The following is a 25,250-nucleotide window of genomic DNA, read 5'->3' on the forward strand; positions in this document are numbered from 1 at the left end:
ATGACGGACAATACCGCCCGCGAAGGCAGCCAGATCCTGGGTACCACCGAAGAAGCCAGCGAGTTCGCGAACCTGCTGCTGCAAGAATTCAAACCCAAGACCGAGCGTGCCCGCGAAGCCGTTGAAACCGCGGTGCGCACCCTGGCTGAACAGGCCCTGGCGCAAACCGACCTGGTGTCCAACGACGCGATCAAGTCGATCGAATCGATCATCGCCGCCATCGACGCCAAGCTCACCGCCCAGGTCAACCAGATCATCCACCACCAGGATTTCCAACAACTGGAAAGCGCCTGGCGTGGCCTGCATTACCTGGTCAATAACACCGAGAGCGATGAGCAACTGAAGATTCGCGTGCTCAACATCTCCAAGCCAGACCTGCACAAGACCCTGAAGAAATTCAAGGGCACTGCATGGGACCAGAGCCCGATCTTCAAGAAGATGTACGAAGAAGAATACGGCCAGTTCGGTGGCGAGCCTTACGGCTGCCTGGTGGGTGACTACTACTTCGACCAGTCGCCGCCCGATGTGGAACTGCTGGGCGAGCTGTCGAAAGTCTGCGCCGCCATGCACTCGCCGTTCATCGCTGCGGCCTCGCCGACTGTGATGGGCATGGGCTCGTGGCAGGAACTGTCGAACCCACGCGACCTGACCAAGATCTTCACCACCCCGGAATACGCCGGCTGGCGCTCGCTGCGTGAATCGGAAGACTCGCGCTACATCGGCCTGACCATGCCGCGCTTCCTGGCACGCCTGCCGTACGGCGCCAAGACCGATCCGGTGGAAGCCTTCGCTTTCGAAGAAAACACCGACGGCGCCGACAGCTCCAAGTACACCTGGGCCAACGCCGCCTACGCCATGGCGGTGAACATTAACCGTTCGTTCAAGCACTACGGCTGGTGCTCGCGTATCCGTGGCATCGAGTCTGGCGGTGAGGTGGAAAACCTGCCGGCCCACACGTTCCCTACCGATGACGGTGGCGTGGACATGAAGTGCCCGACCGAAATCGCCATCAGCGACCGCCGTGAAGCGGAACTGGCGAAGAACGGTTTCATGCCGCTGCTGCACAAGAAAAACACCGACTTCGCCGCGTTCATTGGCGCCCAGTCGCTGCAGAAACCTGCCGAATACGACGACCCGGACGCCACCGCCAACGCCAACCTGGCCGCGCGCCTGCCGTACCTGTTCGCCACGTGCCGTTTCGCTCACTACTTGAAGTGCATCGTGCGCGACAAGGTCGGCTCCTTCAAAGAGAAGGACGAAATGCAGCGCTGGTTGCAGGACTGGATCCTCAACTACGTCGACGGCGACCCGGCACACTCCACCGAAACCACCAAGGCCCAGCACCCGTTGGCAGCCGCCGAAGTGATCGTGGAAGAAGTCGAAGGCAACCCGGGGTATTACAACTCCAAGTTCTACCTGCGCCCGCACTATCAGCTTGAAGGGCTGACGGTGTCGTTGCGTTTGGTATCGAAGCTGCCTTCGGCAAAAAGCGCCTAATTAACCGGACCGGCTCGCTCCTACAGGGGTCGGGGACGTCAACACATTCGTGGCCTGAGCCACACAGGGAGAAAACATGGCTGTTGATATTTTCATCAAGATCGGCGACATCAAGGGCGAGTCCATGGACAAGGCCCACAAGGACGAAATCGATGTGTTGAACTGGAGCTGGGGCATGTCCCAGTCCGGCAACATGCACGTCGGCGGTGGCGGGGGTGCGGGCAAGGTGAATATCCAGGACCTGTCGCTGACCAAATACGTCGACAAGGCTTCGCCCAACCTGATGATGCACTGCGCCAGCGGCAAGCACATCGACAAGGTCAAGCTGACCGTGCGCAAGGCCGGTGGCGAGAGCCAGGTCGAGTACATGGTGATCAACCTGGAAGAAGTGCTGGTCACCTCCTTGAGCACCGGCGGTTCGGGCAGCGATGATCGCCTGACCGAAAACGTCACCCTGAACTTCGCCCAAGTGATGGTCGACTACCAGCCGCAGAAAGCCGACGGCACCAAAGACGGCGGCGCCATCAAGTTCGGCTGGAACATCCGTTCCAACACCAAACGCTGATAGCCCTTGTGGCCGTGGCCCGGTGCCACGGCCATTGTGTCCCTCTCGCAACCCGTCCGTGGAGCTGCTTTGGTGGTAACTGAAATCGCTTCCCGCGACCGTCTGCAACCGTCCCTGCTGGACCGGTTGACCGACGACGACCCGACCAACCCCAAGGAAAGCGCCGACAAACGCGTGCTGTCCCTGACCCAATTGAAGGCTTCGGTGCTGCGTGACCTGGCGTGGTTGCTCAACACCACCTCGTTACTCGATACCGATGCCACGCTGCACACCCCGGCCGGTACGTCGGTGGTCAATTACGGCCTGCCGGCACTGGCGGGCAACAGCGCTTCGAGCGTTGATATCAAAGCCCTGGAAGCCTTGATTTACCAGGCCATCGCCACTTTCGAGCCGCGTATTTTGCGCCACACATTGCGGGTCAAGGCGCGCATGGGCCATGGCGAGATGAACCACAACGCCCTGAGTTTCGAGATTGAAGGCGACCTGTGGGCACAGCCGGTGCCGTTGCGTTTGCTGTTGCAGACCGATGTGGACCTGGAGTCCGGCCATGTGCGCGTGCTCAATGCCGACCAGCGGAGACGCCCATGAACCCGCGCCTGCTGGAGCTGTACAACCAGGAATTGCACCATGTGCGCGAAAGCGCCGCCGAGTTCGCCAAGGAATACCCGAAGATCGCCAGTCGGCTGACCCTGTCCGGTATGGACTGCGCCGACCCGTACGTCGAACGCTTGCTTGAAGGCTTCGCCTATCTCACCGCCCGCGTGCAGCTCAAGCTCGACGCCGAGTACCCGACCTTCACCCATAACCTGTTGGAAATCGCCTACCCGCACTACCTGGCGCCGACGCCGTCGATGACCGTGGTGCAATTGCAGACCGACCCCGATGAAGGCTCCTTGGCCGGCGGTTTCCCGTTGCCCCGTGACACGGTGCTGCGGGCCGCCCTGGGCCGTGAAACCCAGACCTGCTGCGAGTACCGCACCGCGCACCCGGTGACGCTGTGGCCGTTGCAGGTCAGCAACGCCGAATATTTCGGCAACCCCGCCGCCGTGCTCGGCCGCCTGGCCGCCAGCGAGCCGAAAGCCAAGGCCGGTCTGCGCCTGACCCTGCGCACCGGTGCCGAGCTGCCGTTCAACAGCCTCGACCTGGATACCTTGCCGCTGTACCTGAGCGGCGCCGATGAACAACCGTTTCGCCTCTACGAACAACTGCTGGGCAATGCCTGCGCGGTGTTTGCGCGCCAGCCCGGTGGCGACTGGGTCGAGCGCCTGCCCCAAGGCGCGTTGCGCTCGCGGGGCTTCGACGATGCCGATGCCGCCATGCCGGTGGTGGCGCGGGCGTTCCAGGGCTATCGCCTGTTGCAGGAGTACTTTGCCCTGCCCCATCGCTTCCTGTTCGTTGAATTTGCCGAGTTGAGCCGTGCGGTCAAACGCTGTGACGCCCAGGAGCTGGAACTGATCGTACTGTTCGACCGCCACGAGCCGAGCCTGGAAGGCAGCGTCGGCGCAGCGCAGTTCTTGCCGTTCTGCACACCCGCCATCAACCTGTTCCCCAAGCGCGTGGACCGCATCCACTTGTCCGATCGGGTCAATGAACACCATGTGATCGCCGACCGTACCCGGCCAATGGATTTCGAGATTCATTCCTTGAGCGGCATCACTGGCCATGGCACCGGGCCGGAGCAGCCGTTCTTGCCGTTCTATGCCGTGCGCGATCCGTCGCGCTATGGCCGCGACCAGGCCTATTACAGCGTGCGCCGCGAGCCGCGGGTGCTGTCCAGCGACCAACGCCGCAATGGCCCGCGCTCCACGTATGTGGGCAGTGAAACCTTCGTCAGCCTGGTGGACAGCCGCCAGGCACCGTATCGCCATGACCTGCGCCAATTGGGCGTGACGGCGCTGTGCACCAACCGCGACCTGCCGCTGTTCATGAGCGTGGGCAACGGCAAGACCGACTTCACCCTGGCCGACAGTGCGCCGGTACTGGCCGTGCGGTGCGTCGCCGGGCCAAGCCGCCCGCGTGCCAGCCATGCGCATGACGCCAAGGCCTGGCGCCTGATCAGCCAGTTGTCGCTCAACTACCTGTCCTTGAGCGAACAGGGCCAGGGCGCCGGCGCCTTGCGCGAACTGCTGCGCCTGTACGGCGACAGCAATGACGCCGCCCTGCAATTGCAGATCGAAGGCCTGCGCGAAGTCAGCAGCAAGGCGGTGACTCGACGCCTGCCGATGCCGGGCCCGATTGTGTTTGGCCGCGGCCTGGAAATCACCCTGGAGTTCGATGAAAACGCGTTTCGCGGCACCGGCGTGTTCCTGCTCGGTGCGGTGCTGGAGCGCTTCCTGGCACGCTACGTGTCGATCAACAGCTTTACCGAGACGGTGATCCGTACCACCGAACGCGGCGAGATCATGCGATGGAAAGCCAAGCCCGGACGGCGTCCGACCCTGTGAGAACCCTGGACGCGATGCACCAGGAGCCCTGGGAATATGACTTCTTCCAGGCATTGCGGCGCATCGAGTGCGAAACGCCCGAGTTGCCACGCCTGGGCCATTCCCTGCGCCTGGCCGATGATCCGCTGCGTCTGGGGCAGCAGGCCGATTGCACCTTCGCACCCGCCACCCTTGCCTCGGTCGACCCGGGAGGCGATGGCAAGCCGGCGCGGTTGGAGCAGTTCTTCTTCGGCCTCGGCGGCCCCAACGGCCCGCTGCCGCTGCACATCACCGAGTACGTGCGCGAGCGCCAGCGCAACAACGCCGACAGCACCAGCAAGCAGTTCCTGGATGTGTTCCACCATCGCCTGCTGACTCTGTTCTATCGGGCCTGGGCCGAGGCGCGGCCAACGGTCAGCCATGACCGCCCAGACGATGACTACTGGTCCGCCCGCCTCGCCGCCCTGAGTGGCCGCGGAATGCCGAGCCTGCTCAATCAAGGGCTGATCCCCGATACCGCAAAGCTGCATTACAGCGGCCATCTGTCGGCGCAAACCCGCTACCCGGATGGCTTGAAAGCGATCCTGGGCGAGTACTTCGGCCTGCCGGTAGCGATTGAAGAGTATTTCGGCCAATGGCTTGAGCTGCCCGAACGCAGCCGGGTGGGGGTCAGCGCCAACCAATTGGGCGTGGACTTCTGCCTGGGCAGCCACGTGTGGGACCGCCAGCACAAATTCCGCATCCGCCTGGGCCCGCTCACGCTGGATGACTACATGGGCATGCTGCCCGGCCAACAGCCGTTCAACGAGCTGGTGGCGTGGGTGGCCGAGTACCTGGGCCATGAATTGGACTGGGACTTGAACCTGGTTTTGCAACAACCCGAAGTACCGGCGCTGCAACTCAACGGCCAGTTCCGCCTGGGCTTCAACACCTGGCTCGGCCAACCTGCGCATGACGCCAACGACCTAATCCTGGCCCGGCATTACGCCGACCACACCACCACCTCAAGGAATCCAGAGCATGGGTGAAATCAGTCGCGCCGCACTGTTCGGCAAACTCAACAGCGTGGCCTACAAGGCCATCGAAGCCGCCACCGTGTTCTGCAAATTGCGGGGCAATCCGTATGTGGAACTGGCCCACTGGTTTCACCAGTTGTTGCAACTGCAGGACTCGGACCTGCACCGCATCATCCGCCAGTTCAATGTGGAACCAGCACGCCTGGCCCGCGACCTCACCGAAGCCCTGGATCGCCTGCCGCGCGGTTCCACGTCGATCACCGACCTGTCCTCCCATGTGGAAGAGGCCGTAGAACGCGGCTGGGTGTATGGCAGCCTGATGTTTGGCGAAAGCCAGGTGCGCAGCGGTTATCTGGTGCTGGGCATCTTGAAGACGCCGAGCCTGCGCCATGCGCTGCTGGGCTTGTCCGGCGAGTTCGACAAAATCAAGGCCGAAGCCTTGAGCGAACGTTTTGATGAATACGTCGGTGACTCGCCGGAAAATGCCTTGAGCGCCAGCGATGGCTTCAATGCCGGTGTCCCTGGCGAGGCCAGCGGGGCCATGGCGCCCAGCGCGATGGGCAAGCAGGAAGCGCTCAAGCGTTTCACGGTGGACCTGACCGAACAGGCCCGCAGCGGCAAGCTCGACCCCATCGTGGGCCGTGACGAGGAGATTCGCCAACTGGTGGATATCCTCATGCGTCGGCGCCAGAACAACCCGATCCTCACCGGTGAGGCCGGGGTGGGCAAGACCGCCGTGGTCGAAGGTTTCGCCCTGCGCATCGTTGCCGGTGACGTACCGCCTGCGCTCAAGGACGTGGAGCTGCGCAGCCTCGACGTGGGCCTGTTGCAAGCCGGCGCCAGCATGAAAGGCGAGTTCGAACAGCGCCTGCGCCAGGTCATCGAAGACGTGCAGGCCTCGCCCAAGCCGATCATCCTGTTTATCGACGAAGCCCATACCCTGGTGGGTGCCGGTGGCGCTGCCGGCACCGGTGACGCGGCCAACCTGCTCAAGCCTGCCCTGGCCCGTGGCACCTTGCGTACCGTAGCTGCCACTACCTGGGCCGAATACAAAAAGCACATCGAGAAAGACCCGGCCCTGACCCGCCGCTTCCAGGTGGTGCAGGTTGCCGAACCGTCGGAAGACAAGGCATTGCTGATGATGCGCGGCGTGGCTTCCACCATGGAAAAACACCACCAGGTGCAGATCCTCGACGAAGCCCTGGAAGCCTCGGTGAAGCTCTCCCACCGCTACATTCCGGCGCGTCAGTTGCCGGACAAATCCGTGAGCCTGCTGGACACCGCCTGTGCCCGCGTCGCCATCAGCCTGCACGCGGTGCCAGCGGAAGTGGACGACAGCCGTCGCCGTATCGAGGCCCTGGAAACCGAGCTGCAAATCATCGCCCGTGAGCATGCGATCGGCATCGCCACGGGTACGCGCCAGAGCAACAGCGAAGCCTTGTTGAGCGCCGAGCGCGAGCGCCTGGCGACCCTGGAAAGCCGTTGGGCTGAAGAAAAAGCCTTGGTGGATGAACTGCTCGCCACCCGTGCCACCTTGCGCGAAAAAGCCGGCGTGGTGGACAGCGGCAACGATGCATTGCGTGCGCAATTGGTCGACCTGCAACAACGCCTCACCACTCTGCAAGGCGAAACCCCGTTGATCCTGCCGACCGTGGATTACCAGGCCGTGGCCTCAGTGGTCGCCGACTGGACCGGCATCCCGGTGGGCCGCATGGCGCGCAATGAACTGGAGACTGTGCTCAACCTCGACCAGCACTTGAAGAAACGCATCATCGGCCAGGACCATGCCCTGCAGATGATCGCCAAGCGCATCCAGACCTCCCGCGCCGGCCTCGACAACCCGAGCAAGCCGATTGGCGTGTTCATGCTGGCCGGCACCTCGGGTGTGGGCAAGACCGAAACCGCCCTGGCTCTGGCCGAAGCCATGTACGGCGGCGAGCAGAACGTCATCACCATCAACATGAGCGAGTTCCAGGAAGCCCACACCGTGTCCACGCTCAAGGGCGCACCTCCGGGCTATATCGGCTACGGCGAAGGCGGTGTGCTGACCGAAGCGGTACGGCGCAAACCCTACAGCGTGGTGCTGCTGGATGAGGTGGAGAAAGCCCACCCGGACGTGCACGAGATTTTCTTCCAGGTGTTCGACAAGGGCGTGATGGAAGACGGCGAAGGCCGGGTGATCGACTTCAAGAACACCCTGATCCTGCTGACCACCAATGCCGGTACCGAGCTGATCTCCCACGTCTGCAAGGATCCTGCGAACATCCCCGAGCCCGAGGAAATCGCCAAGGCCCTGCGCCAGCCGCTGCTGGAGATTTTCCCACCGGCCTTGCTCGGCCGCCTGGTGACCATCCCGTACTACCCGCTGAGCGACGAGATGCTCAAGGCGATCACGCGCCTGCAACTGAACCGCATCAAGAAGCGTGTGGAGAACACCCATAAAGTCGCGTTCGAGTATGACGACGCCGTGGTCGACCTGATCGTCTCGCGCTGCACCGAGACTGAAAGCGGCGGACGCATGATCGATACCATCCTCACCAACAGCCTGCTGCCGGACATGAGCCGCGAGTTCCTCACGCGCATGTTGGAAGGCAAGGCATTGGCGGGAGTGCGGATCAGCAGTCGGGATAATGAATTGCACTACGACTTCAGCGACACCGAATAACTATTGTTGGAATACGGTCAGTGTGGGAGCTGGCTTGCCTGCGATAGCGGTCTGACATTCAGTATTGATGTTGACTGATCCACCGCTATCGCAGGCAAGCCAGCTCCCACAGTTGATCCGGCTCCGTCAGCAATGACGGTATTTACGGGACTACCGATGCTATTCAACCAAGCCTCACGCCTGGCCAAGATCACCAGCCCCCTCGGGCCGGATGTGCTGCTGCTCAATGAAATGGGCGGCGGTGAAGAGCTGGGCCGGCTGTTCAACTATGAGCTGCAACTGACGTCCCTGGACGCCAACATCGACCTCAACCAGTTGCTGGGCAAACCGATGAGCGTCGGCCTGCAACTGGCCGACGGTGGCGAACGGTACTTTCATGGCATCGTCGCGCGCTGCAGCCAGAACATCGACCAGGGCCAGTTCGCCAGTTATCAGGCCACCCTGCGCCCATGGCTGTGGTTGCTCAGCCGAACCTCCGATTGCCGTATCTTCCAGAACCTGAGCATCCCGCAGATCATCAAGCAGGTGTTCCGTGACCTGGGTTTTTCCGACTTCGAAGACGCCCTCAGCCGGCCGTATCGCGAGTGGGAATACTGCGTGCAGTACCGCGAGACCAGCTTCGATTTCGTCAGCCGGCTGATGGAACAGGAAGGCATCTACTACTTCTTCCGCCATGAACAGGACCGCCATGTGCTGGTGCTGGCCGACGCCTATGGCGCCCACACCAGCGTGCCCGGCTATGCGTCGATCCCTTACTACCCCAAGGACGAGCAACAGCGCGAACGCGACCATATGCACAACTGGCACCTGGCGCAGGAGGTGCAGCCGGGCTCGCTGGAGCTGAACGACTACGACTTCCAGCGCCCCAGCGCGAGCATCGATGTGCGCTCGGCCATGCCGCGCCCGCACACCGCCGGTGACTATCCGCTGTACGACTACCCCGGCACCTACGTGCAAAGCGCCGACGGCGAACACTATGCGCGCACCCGCATCGAAGCCCTGCAAACCCTGCATGAACAGATCGAGTTCAGCGGCAACGCGCGCGGCCTGGGCTCGGGCCATCTGTTCAGCCTCACCGGCTTCAGCCGCCAGGACCAGAACCGCGAATACCTGATCGTCGGTTGCCGCTACTTCATCGTGCAGGAAAGCCTGGAAAGCGGTGGCGGTTCAGGCTCGGCGCAGTTTGAAAGCAGCCTGACCTGCATCGACGCCCAACAGAGTTTCCGCCCACTGGCCAACACCCACCGCCCCATCGTCAAAGGCCCGCAGACCGCGGTGGTGGTGGGCCCCAAGGGCGAGGAAATCTGGACCGACCAGTATGGCCGCGTGAAGGTGCACTTCTACTGGGACCGCCACGACCAATCCAACGAGAACAGCTCGTGCTGGATTCGTGTGTCGCAATCCTGGGCCGGCAAGAACTGGGGTTCGATGCAGATTCCACGCATCGGCCAGGAAGTGATCGTCAGCTTCCTCGAAGGCGACCCCGACCGGCCGATCATCACCGGCCGCGTCTACAACGCTGAGCAGACGGTGCCCTACGATTTGCCAGAGAACGCCACCCAGAGCGGCATGAAAAGCCGCTCCAGCAAGGGCGGAACGCCGGCCAACTTCAATGAAATCCGCATGGAGGACAAGAAGGGGTTGGAGCAGTTGTATATCCATGCCGAGCGTAACCAGGACATCGTGGTGGAGGTGGATGAGAGCCACTCGGTGGGGCATGACCGCAATAAAAGCATTGGCCATAACGAGACGGTGACCATTGGCAGTAACCGTCTGCGAGTCGTGCGCAACAACGACACGGTGATCGTGGGCGGTGCCAAGTCCGACAGCGCCGCCACGAGTTACACCATCGAGGCCGGCGAGAGTATTCGCCTGGTGTGCGGCGACAGCGTGATCGAGCTCAAAGCAGGCGGCGACATCAACCTGACCTGTGGCTCGTTCAACCTGTTTTCCAGCGGCAGCAGCAAGATCCAGACGAAGGGCAAATTGGACATCAACCTGGGCAGTGATAAGGGCACATCGCCCGGTGCCCAAGGCGTGCAAAGCACGATCAAGTCCGCCGTCGAATCAAAATTTCCCGGTAAGCCCGGTGCTGGTCAATAACGAGATTTCGCCACCATGAACTACCTGATCAACGAAGCCCAATTCATCCTGCCCGATGTCGAGGTACAGGACACTTCGATCAATATCCTAAAGTTCGCCAAGCTGGGCACCACCTTGGTGGTGAGCCGCAGCCCCTTGGCCGATGGCGAGAGCCTGCAAAGCAATTTCGAAGGCCAGCTGAAACAGCTTGAACAGCAGGTCCAGGACCTTCGCTATTCCCCGGCGCAAGCGGTCAAGGTCGGCCCGGCGCAGGACATCGACGCGTTTGAAGTGCAGAACCACTTCAGCAAAGGCAGCGACAACATTTACCAATATCAGCTGGCCATGCAGATACCGGGCACGCGTCGCTTGATCGCCCTCAGTTACGTCAAGGCCCAGCCCCTGGGCCCGGCCGAGGCGGCGCACTGGGCAACGCTGAAAAGCACACTCAACTTTCTCGCCACGCCTTGAGTCGAGCCTGAGCAATGAGTGAGGATCTTTGGGCCGCCCGCGAAGGCGACGCACTGCTGCACACCTCGGTCATGGCCGACATTCTCGGTGGTGTGCTGGAAGTGGCCGCCTATGCGGCGCTCACCACCGTGGGCTGCCTGGCCGTTGCCGGGGCGGTGTTCCTCGCGACTGGTGCAACCATCGCCACCGGTGGCGTTGCCCTGGTGTTGGTGGTGGGCGCGGTCGTCGGTATTACCGCTGGCCTCACGGGGGCGGACTTGAAGATATCCAGTTGGTGCGAGTCCGCCGCCAACTGGGTGTTCCCGCCGGTGATCGATGCATTCATCACCAGCGGCTCGCACAACGTGTTTATCAATGGCAAAAAAGCTGCCCGTGCAGCCGGCAAGATGACCGCCGTGCCGGTCGCGCCCAGCGAGCCGCCGGCACCCAGCTTCCTGGACATGGCCGGGGAGTTTTTCTCGCAGATGTGGCGCCCAACCGTCGCCTCGCCCGCCCCCGGCACCGAGCCGTGCCCGCTGGATACCGTGGCGTGCAACAAGCATCCGCCTATGCCGCTGCAGTTCATTGCCGAGGGTTCCAGCTCGGTGTTTATCAACGGGCAGCCTGCCGCGCGCAGCGGTGATCGCAGTACCTGTGACGCCAAGATTGGAACGGCTGAGGGCCTGATTTCGCCGGATGTGCGCATTGGTGGCGAGACCATTGTGGTGCAGGAAATTCGTAGCGGGAAAACGCCGGGGGTGGGGCTGGCGATTGCCGTGGTGATGGCGTTACGGGGCAATGTGAAGTGTTTCTGGACCAAGCTGCCGTGCATGATCGGAGGTGCGTTGGTGGGTGGCGCGATCTCTTACGGGACCGCCAAGGTCACCTCGGCACTCAAGAGCGCCATGAATGGCTCGCCCAATCCGGTGCACAGCGCGACGGGGGCCAAGGTACTGGGCGAAGAGGAGGAGTTGGACTTTGTTCTGCCCGGTCTGCTCCCTATCGATTGGCAACGTTTCTACAACAGTCTCGATACACGTCGCGATGGCCTCTTCGGCGCAGGCTGGAGCGTCGACTATGAGGTGTCCGTCGAAATAGATGCCGATGAAAACCTTTTCTATATCGATGAGCAGGGACGGCGCCTGGAGATCGGTTATATCCCGTTGTCCGGTGGCGCGTTCGATCCCGGCGAAGGCCTCGCGGTGAGACGCAGCGGTGATGGCGCAGTATTGATCGAGAGCATCGACGGTCTGTATCGGCTGTTCGAAATCGACCCGCAGAACAACTCACGGATGCGCTTGCACCTGCTGGGTGATCGCAATGAAGGGCGGATCTTTCTCGATTACGATGCCCAGGGAAGGCTTCACCGCTTGCGTGACACCCATGATTTCATGCACGTCGAGTTGAGTTATACAACTCAGCATCCGCGTCGTGTGAGCCACATCGAGCGGCGATACCTGCGCCAGGACCATTTCAATGCACGCAGCGACGTACTTGTCAGTTATCACTATGACAGCAACGGCGATCTTGCCGAAGTATTGGATGCCCAGGGCACGACCCTACGACGCTTTGCCTACGACAGCAGCAGACGCATGGTCGAGCACCAATTGGCGAGTGGTCTGCGTTGCTTCTACCAATGGGCTCAAGTACCTGGACCAGACGGCCAGGAATGGCGCGTCAGTCGGCACTGGACAGATGCGGGCGATGAATACACCTTCGACTACGACTTGGATGCGGGCATTACACGCGTCACCGATGGGTTGATGCGCGTCAGCACTCGGCATTGGAACCCGCAATATCAGATCACCCGATACGTTGATAACGCGGGCGATATCTGGGAATTCAAATGGAACGAAGATCGCCAGTTTGCAGGCGCGATTGACCCAAAGAACGGCAGATGGCGCTTCTGTTACGACGACTCCGGCAACCTGAGTACAGTGACCGACCCGCTGGGCAGGACCCGTGGCACACAATGGCTTGCGCATTGGGCATTGCCTCAGATTGAAACCGACCCTGCGGGCAATAGTTGGCATTACCGCTACGACCAACGTGGCAACTGCATTGAGGAAGTCGATCCACTGGGCAACCGCACGCGCTATGTCTATGACGGCTTCGGACAGCCGGTGCGCATCATCGATGCGACGGAAAAAACCAGAACATTGCATTGGAACGAGTGGAGCCAACTGGTCGAAGAAGTCGATTGCTCCGGTTATTCGACGCGTTATCAATATGACGCGTTTGGCAATCTGGTCGTGCAGACCAATGCCGAAGGTGAATCGGTGCGTTACCGATACGGCCCTCAGGCGCTGCTTCTGGAATGTAAGCTTCCGGACGGCCGCGTCGAACAATTCCAACGCAGCGCAAATGGTTATCTGACTGCCCACGTAGACCCTGCCGGTAGCACCACACGCTATGCCTATGACATTCGCGGTCTGGTCAAACAGCGCTGGGACGCGCATAACCGTTCGGTCATGTTCGATCATGATGCCTACGGACGTCTGAGCAAGCTGACCAACGAGAACGGTGAGAGTTATCGCTTTGAGTGGGACGCAGCCGACCGCATGGTGCAGCAGCAAGACTTGGATAAAAGCCGGCGCTGCTACACCTATGATCCGCTGGATGATGTCGTCGCCGTTGACTACCTGCCGGGGACGGAAGGTGAGCCGGTAGCGCCGCTGTCACATCAGTTTCAGCGAGATCCCGTGGGACGCCTGGTCAGCAAAATAACTGCGGACGGTACCACCAGCTACGAGCACGACCTCAACGACCAACTGGTCGGTGTTACTTTCACGGCGCCTGATGGTAGTGAGCAATCACTTGGCTTCAGCTATGACGCCATGGGGCAGCTCCTTGAGGAGAAAAGCTCGGCAGGATCTGTGCAGCATCGTTACGACGAACTGGGGAATCTGATTCAAACCGGCTTGCCTGATGGTCGATGGCTGAACCGCCTGTATTACGGCAGTGGCCACCTGCATCAGTTGAATCTCGATGGAAAGGTTATCAGCGACTTCGAGCGTGATCGCTTGCATCGCGAAGTGCAGCGTACCCAGGGTCAACTCAAGACGAGTACCGCCTATGATCGAAGTGGAAGGGTCCGCTCGCGCCAGCGTCGCAGCATCGATCAGCCGTGGCAGCTGCCACCACTGGTAGAGACCGACTATAGCTACGATCCCAGCGACAACCTGATCGGACGCCGCCGTGTTGACCGCCAGCATGATCGTCAAGAGTATCTGGGCTACGACAGTTCCGGACGCATCCTCGTCAGCCAATGGGGTGGACGGAGCGAGACCTATGCCTATGATGCTGCGGCCAACCTGCTGGACGGACCACAACAAAGCGGTCTGGTACGACATAACCGCCTGCTGACATTTCAGGACAAACGTTATACGTACGACGCTCTTGGACGAATGATTGAAAAGCGTAGCGCTGCGCGCGGCTTACAGCGTTTTGCCTACGACGCTGAAAGCCGACTGGTCGAAGTGCACAATGCAAACGGCAGTGTAGTCAGAATGACGTACGACCCGTTGGGCCGTCGCGTCGAAAAAACCGAGCATGACAACGATGGCTATCGATTGGGCGTGACGCGATTTACCTGGGATGGATTGAGGCTGTTGCAGGAGCACAAACATAGCCAGACCAGCCTTTATGTCTATGAGGAAGAAGGAAGCGAGCCTTTAGCCCGCGTGGACGGTGTCAGCCCGTCGCAAAAAATTCGCTATTACCACAACGACCTCAACGGTTTACCCGAACGTCTGACAGAAGCAGACGGACGTGACACTTGGCGTGCGACGTATACGGTATGGGGCAACACGGTGGAGGAGGTGCGCGAGCCTTACTATATTGAAGAGCAAAACCTGCGGCTCCAAGGACAGTATCTGGACCGGGAGACAGGGCTGCATTTCAATACGTTCAGGTTTTATGATCCCGATATAGGACGATTTACGACTCCCGACCCGATTGGTCTGTTGGGTGGGCAGAATCTATACGTCTATGCGCCCAACCCTATTGCTTGGATAGACCCTGAGGGTCTTAAATGTCACCTGCGACCTTATTTCAAAGCATACGCCCGAATGAAGAAATTCAGAGGGCGTCTGAAAATGGAAGTGCATCATCGAATTCCTCAGATGTATATCGGCGTTAAAAAGTTGTTCCCTGAATCCATGCGAACTTCGTTGTCAAACCTGCAAGGGTTGCCAAGAAACGTTCACAGAAAAATAGTAAGTCCAATGTGGGCAAGCTTCCGGAAAACTAACCCTAAGCCAACCCGTGCCCAAATCGTGAAAAAAGCGATGGAAATCGACAAAGTCATCGCCGAACATATTAACAAGGTTAATTAACCATGAAAGACATAGTCTCAAGCATTGAAAACCTCTCAACCGACCCTGAAAAGATTAAGCTATTTAGATCATATGGCACTATGGTTGTTCTGAAAAACATGGGAAAAGTCACCGGAGGGCTTGACAAGGAGTACATGGCGTTCCTGATGGAGACCAACGGGGCGTCTATTCTTGATTACTGTTTTTTAGGTTTCAAAAACCGCGAGCTGGGCTTGAACCTTTATGAAAATGTTATGGATTTCTGGCAAGCAGACAATTCATTAGCCATGAAATTTTGGGCATTCGCGGGCACCAGTGCCGGAGATGCGTTCGGCTATCTGGATTTGAAAAATAAAAAAGGCTCCCACTTCATCGCTTACTACACCCCCGACCAACCCGAGCAAGTCACCGTCATCTCTTCGTGCTTTGAGCTTTTTATGAGGAAGTTCATAACTGAAATTCAGATACTCATTCAAGCCAATGATGATTCGTTTTGGATAGAAGACAACACATGGATGACATCTCAGGAAGGCTCATCAGTTGACGATGTTGAGCTGCAAGACTTTCTTGCAACGAACGGAAGCGCCTACTACAAACTTATCGGGTAATTGCGGCAAACAAGAAGACGGCTTTATTTAATAAACACCTGTCAAGTGAATGCTAAAGATCAAATAAATCCGTCCCCTTTAACCATTCCAACTGGGTCGCAACAGAAAAATCTAAACCATCACGTTTCGGAAAATGTGGCTTAGGAGTCAAAAATGGGCGCCTGGAATTACAACCCTTGGGAAAACGATGAAGCCGCGGACTGGTTTCAGGAGTTCTGGAAACAACAAAATTTTGCGGTCTTGATCAACGAAATCAGCCAGTTTGACCCCGCTGAAGAACGTTATGACGCCTTTAGGGCTGCCTGTTATCTATTACAAACCCTAGGCAACCCCTATATATGGCCAGCTGAATATCTGGCACAACTCAAACCCCTGATCGAGCAGGCTATTTCAATACTGACCCAACTGATTGATCCGCCCAATGACGAATGGGGGTTTCTTGATATGTGGGGCGACAGCGCCGATGTTATCAACGCAGTGGAGGAACAAATCGACGCTCTGAAAATGCGATTAGGCGAGCTGGCTTAATCTGGCATACGCATCAGCACCCAACAAAAAATGGGCACCCGACCCCGTCGGCGTGCCCATCTTCTTTACCGCCCCGCCTCCCTTCGAGACGGTACCGCTTAACTTACGGGTTGACGCTGTCTTTGAGCGACTTGCCCGGCTTGAACGCTACGGTGTTGCTCGCCTTGATTTTCACTGGCTCACCGGTTTGCGGGTTTTTGCCGGTGCGGGCGCCACGGTGGCGTTGCAGGAAAGTGCCGAAGCCGACCAGGGTGACGCTGTCTTTGCGGTGCAGGGCGCCGGTGATTTCTTCGAGGACGGCGTTGAGGACGCGGTTGGCCTGTTCTTTGGTGAGATCGGCTTTTTCAGCGATGGCGGCTGCGAGTTCTGGTTTACGCATATGTGAAGCCTCTTTGACGGTTTTTTGTTGTTATGTCCGTGCTGCTCTCTGGTGGAGCAGCGCCAAGGCGCCGCAGGCTCTACTCTGCGGCAGACGGGAGTGAGGATGGCATGCCCTCGGGCGCCGCGCCAGTCTCGCGGCGGCCTTTCTCCGGGTAAGAACGTGATGTTTGCGACAGAACGGGTGGTATTTACGCCAGCAGCGGCGGAAGTTCTTTGTTCAGCGCCAGTTTTTCCATGACGGCGCTGCCGGTCAACGCATAACCCAGCAGGCGGCCGCTGGCATCGCGGCACAGGGCCCTGATGTCGGCACCCTGCCCTTCGACGCTCCACACGCCTTCCGTGCCCCGTGGCGCAGGTGATACCACGAGCGGGCACACCGGGGTTTTCACGGTGATGGGCATCGGCCCATAGCTCACCGCCGTGGCATTGCCGGCCAGGGTTTGCGCCAGGGCGCGGGCGCAGCTCATCAGCGGCATCACGTACAACAGGTTCAGGCCATCGACCTCGGCGCAGTCGCCCAGGGCATAGATATTGGCGTGGGAGGTCTTGAGGTGGCGGTCCACCATGACCCCGCGGTTGATTTGCAGGCCGGCCGCTGCGGCCAGGTCTACGCGAGGGCGCAGGCCAATGGCCGACACCACCAGGTCACAGTGGATCACTTCGCCGTCCGACAGGTGCGCTTCAAGGCCATCAGCCGTGCGTTGCAGGCGATTGAGCACCGGGCCCAGGTGGAAGCGCGCGCCGATGCCTTCCAGCCCGGCTTGCACCGCTGCGGCTGCCGCCGGGTGCAGAAGGGTCGGCATGACTTGCTCACAGGGCGCGACCAGGTCGATTTCATAGCCGCCCAGGATCAGATCATTGGCAAACTCACAGCCGATCAGGCCGGCGCCGAGCAGCAGCACGCGCCGTTTGCCGGCAGCGGCAGCGCGAAAGCGCGCGTAGTCTTCCAGGTCGTTGATCGGGAAAATCAGCTCAGCCGCATCGCCTTCGACCGGTACGCGCACGGTTTCTGCGCCCCAGGCCAGAACCAGGTCGCGGTAGGTCACTGCTTCCTCGCCGATCCACAGACGCTTGTGGCCTGGGTCGATGCCGCTGATGCGCGTATGGGTGCGCACTTGGGCCTTGAGTTGCTCGGCCATCGCGCCAGGCTCGGCCATGCTCAGGCCATCGGCTTCCTTGTTCTTGCCAAAGCCGGTGGAGAGCATGGGCTTGGAGTAGGAGCGTCCGTCATCGGCAGTGATCAGCAGCAACGGGGTCTCGCTGTCGAGCTTGCGAAACTCCCGGGCGACGTTGTAACCGGCCAATCCTGTGCCGATGATCACGACAGGTGCGTTCATTCCCTTCTCCTTGTAGTACGTTTCTTAATTCGTTGATTAGCCGATTTCGATCATTTCGAAATCCATTTTGCCCACACCGCAGTCCGGGCACAGCCAGTCTTCCGGGACGTCCTGCCACAGAGTGCCTGGTGCAATACCGTCATCCGGCCAGCCGTCCGCTTCGTTGTAAATAAGGCCACAGACGATACATTGCCACTTCTTCATTACGTGCTTCCTCAGGTTCAGGCGTGTTGGCCGGCGGTCGATGGATCCAGCGTTGCCGCGCGGCTCAGGGCGTTTTGTACTGATCGGAGCCTGCAGATGCAAGCATGTTCGACGCAAACGACGGGTTTGGCACGGCAAAAGCCCAGGGTGCCATGGTAAGCTCGCCGCCTCTTTTGCTGCCAATACTGACTCACCGTGCCGCACTCAATCGCCCTTCCCGACGCTTGCCGATGGCTGACCCAGAGCCTTCTGAGCCCCTTGCCCACGCCCTTGACCCTCAATTGGCTGTTTGACGAAGGCTCGCTGACGCGACGACTGACGTGGCTGTCCAACGAGGGTTTCAGCGTGACGCCGCTGTTCGAAGGCTGGCAACCGTTGCGCGACGACGAATGTGCCGCGCTGGACCTGCCGCCGGCCAGTATCGGTTGGGTACGCGAGGTGTATTTGCGCGGGCACGGCCAGCCTTGGGTGTTCGCCCGCAGCGTGGCGGCCCGCAGTGCCTTGCAGGGCGATGGGCTGCACATGGACGCGCTGGGCAGCCGCTCGCTGGGCGAGTTGCTGTTCTGCGACCGCGCCTTTACCCGCCAGGCCATTGAAGTGTGTCACTACCCTCGCGCCTGGCTGCCGACAGCGGACCAGGCCGATAATCTGTGGGCGCGCCGCTCGCGCTTCGACCGCGGGACGCTGAGCGTGCTGGTGGCGGAAGTCTTCCTGCCGAGTTTCTGGCACGCGTTGCACGATCATCCGGAGAACTGCTGATGTACCAACGTCTGCTCAAGTCCCTGAACCGCCTGAACCCCAGGGCCTGGGATTTCATTCAGTTGACGCGCATGGACAAGCCCATCGGCATCTACCTGCTGCTGTGGCCGACACTGTGGGCCCTGTGGATTGCCGGCAAGGGTTCGCCGTCGCTGATCAATATCGTGATTTTCGTGCTGGGCGTGATACTCACCCGGGCCGGCGGCTGCGTGATCAATGACTGGGCCGACCGCAAGGTCGATGGCCATGTGAAACGCACCGAGCAACGCCCGCTGGTGAGCGGCAAGATCAGCTCGAAAGAAGCGCTGGTGTTTTTTGCCGTGTTGATGGGCATCAGTTTCCTGCTGGTGCTGCTGACCAACGCCAGCACCATCCTGCTGTCCCTGGGCGGCCTGGCACTGGCGGCGAGCTACCCGTTCATGAAGCGCTACACCTATTACCCCCAAGTGGTGCTGGGCGCGGCGTTTTCCTGGGGCATGCCGATGGCGTTTACCGCCGAGACCGGCCATTTGCCTGCCACGGCGTGGCTGCTGTACATCGCCAACCTGTTGTGGACGGTGGGCTACGACACCTATTACGCCATGACCGACCGCGATGACGACTTGAAGATCGGGGTGAAATCCACCGCGATTCTATTTGGCGATGCCGACCGCGTGATCATCCTCACCCTGCAAGGCCTGGCGCTGGCGTGCCTGTTGCTGGCCGGCGCACGGTTCGAGCTGGGCGGGTGGTTCCACCTGGGGTTGCTGGCGGCAGCGGGCTGTTTTGTCTGGGAGTTCTGGTACACGCGGGACAGGGACCGCATGAAGTGCTTCAAGGCGTTCTTGCATAATCACTGGGCGGGGTTGGCGATTTTTGTCGGGATCGTGGTGGATTACGCTGTTCGCTGAGGATTCTGTGGTGATTGTTGGGGCGCCATCGCAGGCAAGCCAGCTCCCACATTTTGATTGTATTCGCACATCAAAAAAATGTGGGAGGGGCTTGCCCTCGATGGACTCAGCAGCGCCGCAGACTTAAGGCTTGATGATGTGCCAAACGCTACCCTTGCCATCACCAGCCTTGTCACCGGCTTTCTTGTCGTCCTTGTAGGTGTAGACAGGCTTGCCTTTGTACGCCCACTGGCTGGTCTGGTCGTCGCGGGTGATCACCGTCCAATCGCCGGTCTTGGTGTCGGTAGACTCTGCCTTCAGCGGTGGCCAGTTGGTCGCGCACTGGTCCTTGCACACTGATTTGCCATCCGCGTCCTTGTCGAAGGTGTAGAGCGTCATCCCTTTGTGATCCACCAACATCCCGTCTTTAGTCATCGCCGGCTCTGCCGCAAACGCCAGGCCTGGCAGCGTCAACACCGCAGATACCAGCAGGGCTTTCCAGGAAACAGTGCTGTAAGTCATCGGAACCTTCCTTTTGTGGTTGTCAGGATTCGGACCCAAAGGGTAGTCCAGAGTGCCGTTAATTGCCCAAGCGACTAAATTACTGTCACACGACTGCAATAATTCCGTTATCTAATGCGGCGCAAGACAGTTAAATGACAAGAGGATTTTGAGCATGGTTGGCAGGAGCATTCTGATTGTTGACGACGAAGCGCCCATTCGCGAGATGATCGCCGTTGCGTTGGAAATGGCCGGCTATGACTGCCTGGAGGCGGAAAACTCCCAACAGGCCCACGCCATTATCGTCGACCGCAAGCCGGACCTGATCCTGCTCGACTGGATGCTGCCCGGCACCTCGGGCATCGAATTGGCCCGCCGTCTCAAGCGTGACGAGCTGACCGGGGATATTCCGATCATCATGCTCACCGCCAAGGGCGAAGAGGACAACAAGATCCAGGGCCTGGAAGTCGGCGCCGATGACTACATCACCAAGCCGTTTTCCCCGAGGGAGCTGGTGGCGCGCCTCAAAGCCGTGCTGCGCCGCGCCGGCCCGACCGATGGCGAAGCGCCTATTGAAGTCGACGGCCTGATTCTGGACCCGATCAGCCACCGCGTGACCATCGACGGCAAGCCTGCTGAGATGGGACCGACCGAATATCGCCTGCTGCAATTCTTCATGACCCACCAGGAGCGCGCCTACACCCGTGGCCAACTGCTCGACCAGGTGTGGGGCGGCAACGTCTATGTGGAAGAGCGCACGGTGGATGTGCATATCCGCCGCCTGCGCAAAGCCTTGGGCGATGCGTACGAGAATCTGGTACAAACCGTGCGCGGCACCGGCTATCGGTTTTCTACCAAAGGCTGAGCCAGCTGCTTCGTGACTTAATCGCCTGACTTAAACAGCTGACAAGGACGCATGTTCAAGTGAACCAAAACTGGCATGGCACCCTGATCCGCCACATGCTCTTGCTGGTCACCGGCTGCCTGTTGGTGGGGCTGGTCAGCGGCTACTACGGCTGGAGCCTGGCTGCGGGCATTGCCTTGTACCTGGGCTGGACCCTCAAGCAGTTGCTGCGCTTGCATGAATGGCTGCGCCAGCATAAACCCGATGAAGCACCGCCCGATGGCTACGGCCTGTGGGGCGAGGTGTTCGACAGCATCTACCACCTGCAACGCCGCGACCAACGGGTACGCGGGCGCCTGCAAGCGGTGATCGACCGGGTGCAGGAGTCCACCGCCGCGCTCAAGGACGCGGTGATCATGCTCGACAGCGACGGCAACCTGGAATGGTGGAACCGTGCCGCCGAGACCCTGCTGGGCCTCAAGACGCCCCAGGACAGCGGCCAGCCGGTGACCAACCTGGTGCGTCACCCGCGCTTCAAAGAGTACTTCGAGCAGGACAACTACGAAGAAGCCCTGGAAATCCCCTCCCCCACTAACGACCGCGTGCGCATCCAGCTGTACCTGACCCGCTACGGCAACAACGAGCACTTGATGCTGGTGCGCGACGTGACCCGTATCCACCAGCTGGAACAGATGCGCAAAGACTTCGTCGCCAACGTTTCCCATGAGCTGCGCACGCCGTTGACGGTGATCTGCGGCTACCTGGAGACGTTGCTCGACAACGTCGAGGAGATCAACCCGCGCTGGAGCCGCGCCCTGCAACAGATGCAGCAGCAAGGCTCACGCATGCAGACCCTGCTCAACGACCTGCTGTTGCTGGCCAAGCTTGAGGCCACGGACTACCCCTCGGACAACCACCCCGTGGCCGTGCACAGCCTGTTGCAGACGATCAAGAACGATGCCCAGGCCCTCTCGGGCGAACGCGGGCAGCAGATCACGCTGGAGGCCGACCCAACCGTATTGCTCAAGGGCAGCGAGGGCGAACTGCGCAGCGCATTCTCCAACCTGGTGTTCAACGCGGTGAAGTACACCCAGGACAAGGGCAATATCCGCATTCGCTGGTGGGCCGACGAGCACGGTGCGCACCTGAGTGTGCAGGACTCGGGTATCGGTATCGACGCCAAGCACCTGCCGCGTCTGACCGAACGCTTCTACCGGGTCGACTCCAGCCGCAACTCCAACACCGGCGGCACCGGGCTGGGCCTGGCCATCGTCAAGCATGTACTGCTGCGCCATCGGGCCCGCCTGGAAATCAGCAGCGTGCTGGGGCATGGCAGTACCTTTACCTGCCATTTTCCGCCGGCGCAGGTAACGCGTTCGCAGGCACTCGAAGAAGATAAATAATCTCGAAACACATCAGGGCTAAATGTGGGAGCGGGCTTGCTCGCGAATGCGGTGTATCAGTGGATGAATAAACTGACGGACCCGCCGCATTCGCGAGCAAGCCCGCTCCCACACTGGATTTGTGTTGTTTCAAAGCAAGCATTGCAGCCCCGCCCGGCAGCGGGCACTAGGCAAGCGCCCCGTCAGCCGCTACATTGGCCGACTTGTGCCTGCCTTTCAGGCCCACCTGTCACCCCTTATTGAACACACGGAACCTGCAAAACCCCATCATGGACCCTTCCCCTGGCATTACCCTCGCTACACTCTTCGCCGATTTCGGCATGATTCTTTTTGCACTGATCCTGGTACTGCTCAACGGTTTCTTCGTTGCGGCGGAATTTGCCATGGTCAAATTGCGCGCTACCCGCGTCGAGGCCATTGCTCATAAGAACGGCTGGCGCGGGCAGATCCTGCGTACCGTGCACAGCCAGCTCGACGCCTACCTGTCGGCTTGCCAGTTGGGTATCACCCTGGCGTCCCTGGGCTTGGGCTGGGTCGGTGAACCGGCCTTTGCGCACATCCTCGAGCCGATGCTGGGCGCGGTCGGCGTGCAGTCGCCGGAAGTGATCAAGGGCGTGTCGTTCTTTGCCGCCTTCTTCGTGATTTCCTACCTGCACATCGTGGTCGGTGAGTTGGCCCCCAAATCCTGGGCGATCCGCAAACCCGAACTGCTGTCGCTGTGGACGGCCGTGCCGCTGTACCTGTTCTACTGGGCGATGTACCCGGCCATCTACCTGCTCAACGCCAGTGCCAACGCCATTCTGCGCATCGCTGGCCAAGGCGAGCCTGGCCCGCACCATGAGCACCATTACAGCCGCGAAGAACTCAAGCTGATCCTGCACTCCAGCCGTGGCCAGGACCCCAGCGACCAAGGCATGCGCGTACTGGCCTCCGCTGTGGAAATGGGCGAGCTGGAAGTGGTGGACTGGGCCAACTCCCGGGAAGACCTGGTGACCCTGGACTTCAACGCCCCGCTCAAGGAAATCCTCGCGCTGTTCCGTCGTCACAAATTCAGCCGTTACCCGGTGTATGACGCGGTGCGCAACGAGTTTGTCGGCTTGCTGCACATCAAGGATTTGCTGCTGGAGCTGGCGGCCCTGGACCATATCCCCGAATCGTTCAACCTGGCCGAATTGACCCGCCCGCTGGAACGCGTATCGCGGCATATGCCGTTGTCGCAACTGCTGGAGCAGTTCCGCAAAGGCGGCGCGCACTTCGCCTTGGTGGAAGAAGCCGACGGCAAGATCATCGGCTACCTGACCATGGAAGACGTGCTGGAAGTACTGGTGGGCGATATCCAGGACGAACACCGCAAGGCCGAGCGCGGCATCCTCGCCTACCAGCCCGGCAAACTGCTGGTACGTGGCGACACGCCGTTGTTCAAGGTGGAACGCCTGTTGGGCGTCGACCTGGACCACATCGAAGCCGAAACCCTGGCCGGCCTGATCTACGACACGCTCAAGCGCGTGCCGGAAGAGGAAGAAGTGCTGGAAGTTGAAGGCTTGCGGATCATCATCAAGAAGATGAAAGGGCCGAAGATCGTATTGGCCAAGGTGCTGCTGCTGGACTGACTGTAGACCAGTCGCCCTCTGTAGGAGCGAGCTTGCTCGCGAAAAACTCACAGGCGCCGCGTTTATTCAGGAAGCACGCGTTATCGTTGGCGTTTTTCGCGAGCAAGCTCGCTCCTACAGGGGATAGGCGTCGCGGTGCTTCATGCACCCGGCACGAAATGCTTCTGCGCCGTGCCACGGGCGATCAGGCGGGAAATGTAGTCCAGCTTCTGCGCATCCTGGTCGATAAAGCGGAAGGTCAGTTGCAACCAGTCGCTGTCGGGCTTGGGCTCGTAGGCGACGATGGCGTGCAGGTAGCCGTTGAGCCGTGCGACTTCGGCGTTGTCGCCCTGTTCAAGGTCGAGCACGGCGCTTTCCAGTACTTGTGGCAGGACCTCGCCACGCTTTACCACCAGCAACGCTTCCTTGATGCTCAAGGCCTTGATCACGCATTGCTGGGTGCCGCTTGCGAGGCGCAACTGGCCCTGACCGCGACTGCCAGCCGGCGCCGCTGCTGCGGGGGCCTTCACGGGTGGGGTGTTGAGCAGGCCTTTGCTGGGCGCCGCCACCGGGGCCGGCTTGACCGCTTCGGGCTTGCCGCCGGTCAGGGCGCTCAGGGAGTCGTTGCCGAAGGCTGAGTTCATCTTGGTCGGCGCGCTGGCAATCAGCGCATCGAGGCGACCGATCTTGTGCAGGGCCTGCTTGACCTTGTTCAGCAACTGTTCGTTGGTGAACGGCTTGCTCACATAGCCGGAAACGCCGGCCTGAATCGCCTGCACCACGTTTTCCTTGTCGCCACGGCTGGTCACCATCACGAACGGCATGGCCTTCAGGTGCGCTTGCTCGCGGCACCAGGTCAACAGCTCAATACCGGACATTTCCGGCATTTCCCAGTCACACAGCACCAGGTCGAAGGTTTCGCGCATCAGGATGGATTGCGCCTTTTTGCCGTTCACCGCATCTTCGATCTTGATTCCGGGGAAGTAATTGCGCAGGCACTTCTTCACCAGGTCGCGAATAAACGAGGCGTCATCCACCACCAACACACTGACTTTACTCATCGACCCTTCATCCTATAAAAACGTCTGCAAAACGCCTGACTGATGGCATTTTGCCAAAACTCGCGGGTCACAGAAGGACTTTATGGCGCCTGCTGTGCAAAAAATTCAGATGCCACAAACGAAAACGCCCGGCCAGAGGCCGGGCGTTAATT

21 protein-coding genes are annotated in these 25,250 nt (G+C 60.1%); 16 read left to right on the forward strand and 5 right to left on the reverse strand.

From position 1 onward, the window contains the following. The 11 genes from tssC (at window position 1) to N2A98_RS26510 (ending at window position 16,150) form a co-directional block, all read left to right on the forward strand. The gene (tssC, locus tag N2A98_RS26460) at window positions 1-1,497 is read left to right on the forward strand and encodes a type VI secretion system contractile sheath large subunit (protein WP_003195559.1); all 1,497 of its coding nucleotides are present in this window, start codon (window positions 1-3) and stop codon (window positions 1,495-1,497) included. Between the two features lie 76 nt (window positions 1,498-1,573). Beyond that, window positions 1,574-2,062 carry a type VI secretion system tube protein Hcp gene (locus N2A98_RS26465; protein WP_003195562.1) on the forward strand — a complete coding sequence of 163 codons (489 nt, stop codon included), beginning with the start codon at window positions 1,574-1,576 and terminating at the stop codon, window positions 2,060-2,062. A 72-nt stretch (window positions 2,063-2,134) separates the two neighbouring features. Next, complete coding sequence (gene tssE / locus N2A98_RS26470) at window positions 2,135-2,650, forward strand: type VI secretion system baseplate subunit TssE (protein ID WP_003195563.1); 516 nt, start codon at window positions 2,135-2,137, stop codon at window positions 2,648-2,650. Beyond that, window positions 2,647-4,506: a type VI secretion system baseplate subunit TssF gene (gene tssF / locus N2A98_RS26475; protein WP_032894507.1), complete on the forward strand. Its 1,860-nt coding sequence runs from the start codon at window positions 2,647-2,649 to the stop codon at window positions 4,504-4,506. The genes tssE and tssF overlap by 4 nt, the downstream gene beginning before the upstream one ends. Continuing rightward, window positions 4,470-5,513 (forward strand): type VI secretion system baseplate subunit TssG, encoded by a 1,044-nt coding sequence (gene tssG / locus N2A98_RS26480; protein WP_275622818.1) that lies wholly within the window; start codon window positions 4,470-4,472, stop codon window positions 5,511-5,513. Before tssF ends, tssG begins: the two co-directional genes overlap by 37 nt. After that, window positions 5,506-8,166, forward strand: coding sequence for a type VI secretion system ATPase TssH (tssH, locus tag N2A98_RS26485; protein ID WP_044269923.1), 2,661 nt, complete (start codon window positions 5,506-5,508; stop codon window positions 8,164-8,166). The genes tssG and tssH overlap by 8 nt, the downstream gene beginning before the upstream one ends. 156 nt (window positions 8,167-8,322) lie before the next feature. Next, entirely contained in the window at window positions 8,323-10,269 is a 1,947-nt protein-coding gene (locus tag N2A98_RS26490; RefSeq protein ID WP_044269925.1) for a type VI secretion system Vgr family protein, read from the forward strand. Between the two features lie 15 nt (window positions 10,270-10,284). Next, window positions 10,285-10,719 (forward strand): DcrB-related protein, encoded by a 435-nt coding sequence (locus N2A98_RS26495; protein WP_275622819.1) that lies wholly within the window; start codon window positions 10,285-10,287, stop codon window positions 10,717-10,719. Between the two features lie 14 nt (window positions 10,720-10,733). Further along, a complete protein-coding gene (locus N2A98_RS26500) occupies window positions 10,734-15,035 on the forward strand; it encodes an RHS repeat-associated core domain-containing protein (protein ID WP_275622820.1) in 4,302 nt (1,433 codons plus the stop codon). Between the two features lie 2 nt (window positions 15,036-15,037). Then, window positions 15,038-15,622: an SMI1/KNR4 family protein gene (locus tag N2A98_RS26505; RefSeq protein WP_044269927.1), complete on the forward strand. Its 585-nt coding sequence runs from the start codon at window positions 15,038-15,040 to the stop codon at window positions 15,620-15,622. Window positions 15,623-15,775: 153 nt separating this feature from the next. Continuing rightward, a complete protein-coding gene (locus N2A98_RS26510) occupies window positions 15,776-16,150 on the forward strand; it encodes a DUF4259 domain-containing protein (protein ID WP_044269929.1) in 375 nt (124 codons plus the stop codon). A 103-nt stretch (window positions 16,151-16,253) separates the two neighbouring features. Here N2A98_RS26510 and N2A98_RS26515 read toward each other — a convergent pair whose 3' ends face one another. From N2A98_RS26515 to N2A98_RS26525, 3 genes are all read right to left on the reverse strand, one after another. After that, entirely contained in the window at window positions 16,254-16,529 is a 276-nt protein-coding gene (locus tag N2A98_RS26515; protein WP_003213368.1) for an HU family DNA-binding protein, read from the reverse strand. 190 nt (window positions 16,530-16,719) lie between these two features. Further along, entirely contained in the window at window positions 16,720-17,868 is a 1,149-nt protein-coding gene (locus N2A98_RS26520) for an FAD-dependent oxidoreductase (RefSeq protein ID WP_275622821.1), read from the reverse strand. A 36-nt stretch (window positions 17,869-17,904) separates the two neighbouring features. Next, a complete protein-coding gene (locus N2A98_RS26525; RefSeq protein ID WP_002555879.1) occupies window positions 17,905-18,072 on the reverse strand; it encodes a rubredoxin in 168 nt (55 codons plus the stop codon). Between the two features lie 195 nt (window positions 18,073-18,267). Between N2A98_RS26525 and N2A98_RS26530 the strand changes: the two genes are divergently transcribed. Continuing rightward, window positions 18,268-18,831: a chorismate lyase gene (locus N2A98_RS26530; RefSeq protein ID WP_078466302.1), complete on the forward strand. Its 564-nt coding sequence runs from the start codon at window positions 18,268-18,270 to the stop codon at window positions 18,829-18,831. After that, window positions 18,831-19,721, forward strand: a complete 891-nt coding sequence (gene ubiA, locus N2A98_RS26535; protein WP_044269935.1) for a 4-hydroxybenzoate octaprenyltransferase — start codon at window positions 18,831-18,833, stop codon at window positions 19,719-19,721. The genes N2A98_RS26530 and ubiA overlap by 1 nt, the downstream gene beginning before the upstream one ends. Window positions 19,722-19,844: 123 nt before the next feature. Here the strand turns inward: ubiA and N2A98_RS26540 are convergent, their stop codons facing one another. Beyond that, window positions 19,845-20,222: a hypothetical protein gene (locus tag N2A98_RS26540; protein ID WP_047712092.1), complete on the reverse strand. Its 378-nt coding sequence runs from the start codon at window positions 20,220-20,222 to the stop codon at window positions 19,845-19,847. Between the two features lie 154 nt (window positions 20,223-20,376). Here N2A98_RS26540 and phoB point away from each other — a divergent pair, with 154 nt between their 5' ends. From phoB to N2A98_RS26555, 3 genes are all read left to right on the forward strand, one after another. Next, entirely contained in the window at window positions 20,377-21,066 is a 690-nt protein-coding gene (gene phoB / locus N2A98_RS26545) for a phosphate regulon transcriptional regulator PhoB (protein WP_003195617.1), read from the forward strand. 95 nt (window positions 21,067-21,161) lie between these two features. Then, window positions 21,162-22,448 carry a phosphate regulon sensor histidine kinase PhoR gene (gene phoR, locus N2A98_RS26550; RefSeq protein WP_256859010.1) on the forward strand — a complete coding sequence of 429 codons (1,287 nt, stop codon included), beginning with the start codon at window positions 21,162-21,164 and terminating at the stop codon, window positions 22,446-22,448. 269 nt (window positions 22,449-22,717) lie between these two features. Next, entirely contained in the window at window positions 22,718-24,058 is a 1,341-nt protein-coding gene (locus tag N2A98_RS26555) for a hemolysin family protein (protein WP_003195620.1), read from the forward strand. A gap of 140 nt (window positions 24,059-24,198) precedes the next feature. Here the strand turns inward: N2A98_RS26555 and N2A98_RS26560 are convergent, their stop codons facing one another. Then, window positions 24,199-25,098 carry a response regulator gene (locus N2A98_RS26560; RefSeq protein ID WP_014720514.1) on the reverse strand — a complete coding sequence of 300 codons (900 nt, stop codon included), beginning with the start codon at window positions 25,096-25,098 and terminating at the stop codon, window positions 24,199-24,201. Window positions 25,099-25,250: the final 152 nt, after the last annotated feature.

It is taken from the genome of Pseudomonas sp. FJ2-5-13, from assembly GCF_029201605.1.
Lineage (GTDB): Bacteria > Pseudomonadota > Gammaproteobacteria > Pseudomonadales > Pseudomonadaceae > Aquipseudomonas > Aquipseudomonas lactis.

Excerpts from the sequence above, each read along its gene's own strand:
- tssC (WP_003195559.1), top strand. The coding sequence starts at position 1 with ATGACGGACAATACCGCCCGCGAAGGCAGCCAGATCCTGGGTACCACC.
- N2A98_RS26465 (WP_003195562.1), top strand. The coding sequence starts at position 1,574 with ATGGCTGTTGATATTTTCATCAAGATCGGCGACATCAAGGGCGAGTCC.
- tssF (WP_032894507.1), top strand. The coding sequence starts at position 2,647 with ATGAACCCGCGCCTGCTGGAGCTGTACAACCAGGAATTGCACCATGTG.
- tssG (WP_275622818.1), top strand. The coding sequence starts at position 4,470 with ATGGAAAGCCAAGCCCGGACGGCGTCCGACCCTGTGAGAACCCTGGAC.
- tssH (WP_044269923.1), top strand. The coding sequence starts at position 5,506 with ATGGGTGAAATCAGTCGCGCCGCACTGTTCGGCAAACTCAACAGCGTG.
- N2A98_RS26490 (WP_044269925.1), top strand. The coding sequence starts at position 8,323 with ATGCTATTCAACCAAGCCTCACGCCTGGCCAAGATCACCAGCCCCCTC.
- N2A98_RS26495 (WP_275622819.1), top strand. The coding sequence starts at position 10,285 with ATGAACTACCTGATCAACGAAGCCCAATTCATCCTGCCCGATGTCGAG.
- N2A98_RS26500 (WP_275622820.1), top strand. The coding sequence starts at position 10,734 with ATGAGTGAGGATCTTTGGGCCGCCCGCGAAGGCGACGCACTGCTGCAC.
- N2A98_RS26505 (WP_044269927.1), top strand. The coding sequence starts at position 15,038 with ATGAAAGACATAGTCTCAAGCATTGAAAACCTCTCAACCGACCCTGAA.
- N2A98_RS26510 (WP_044269929.1), top strand. The coding sequence starts at position 15,776 with ATGGGCGCCTGGAATTACAACCCTTGGGAAAACGATGAAGCCGCGGAC.
- N2A98_RS26515 (WP_003213368.1), bottom strand. The coding sequence starts at position 16,529 with ATGCGTAAACCAGAACTCGCAGCCGCCATCGCTGAAAAAGCCGATCTC.
- N2A98_RS26520 (WP_275622821.1), bottom strand. The coding sequence starts at position 17,868 with ATGAACGCACCTGTCGTGATCATCGGCACAGGATTGGCCGGTTACAAC.
- N2A98_RS26525 (WP_002555879.1), bottom strand. The coding sequence starts at position 18,072 with ATGAAGAAGTGGCAATGTATCGTCTGTGGCCTTATTTACAACGAAGCG.
- ubiA (WP_044269935.1), top strand. The coding sequence starts at position 18,831 with ATGTACCAACGTCTGCTCAAGTCCCTGAACCGCCTGAACCCCAGGGCC.
- N2A98_RS26540 (WP_047712092.1), bottom strand. The coding sequence starts at position 20,222 with ATGACTTACAGCACTGTTTCCTGGAAAGCCCTGCTGGTATCTGCGGTG.
- phoB (WP_003195617.1), top strand. The coding sequence starts at position 20,377 with ATGGTTGGCAGGAGCATTCTGATTGTTGACGACGAAGCGCCCATTCGC.
- phoR (WP_256859010.1), top strand. The coding sequence starts at position 21,162 with ATGCTCTTGCTGGTCACCGGCTGCCTGTTGGTGGGGCTGGTCAGCGGC.
- N2A98_RS26555 (WP_003195620.1), top strand. The coding sequence starts at position 22,718 with ATGGACCCTTCCCCTGGCATTACCCTCGCTACACTCTTCGCCGATTTC.
- N2A98_RS26560 (WP_014720514.1), bottom strand. The coding sequence starts at position 25,098 with ATGAGTAAAGTCAGTGTGTTGGTGGTGGATGACGCCTCGTTTATTCGC.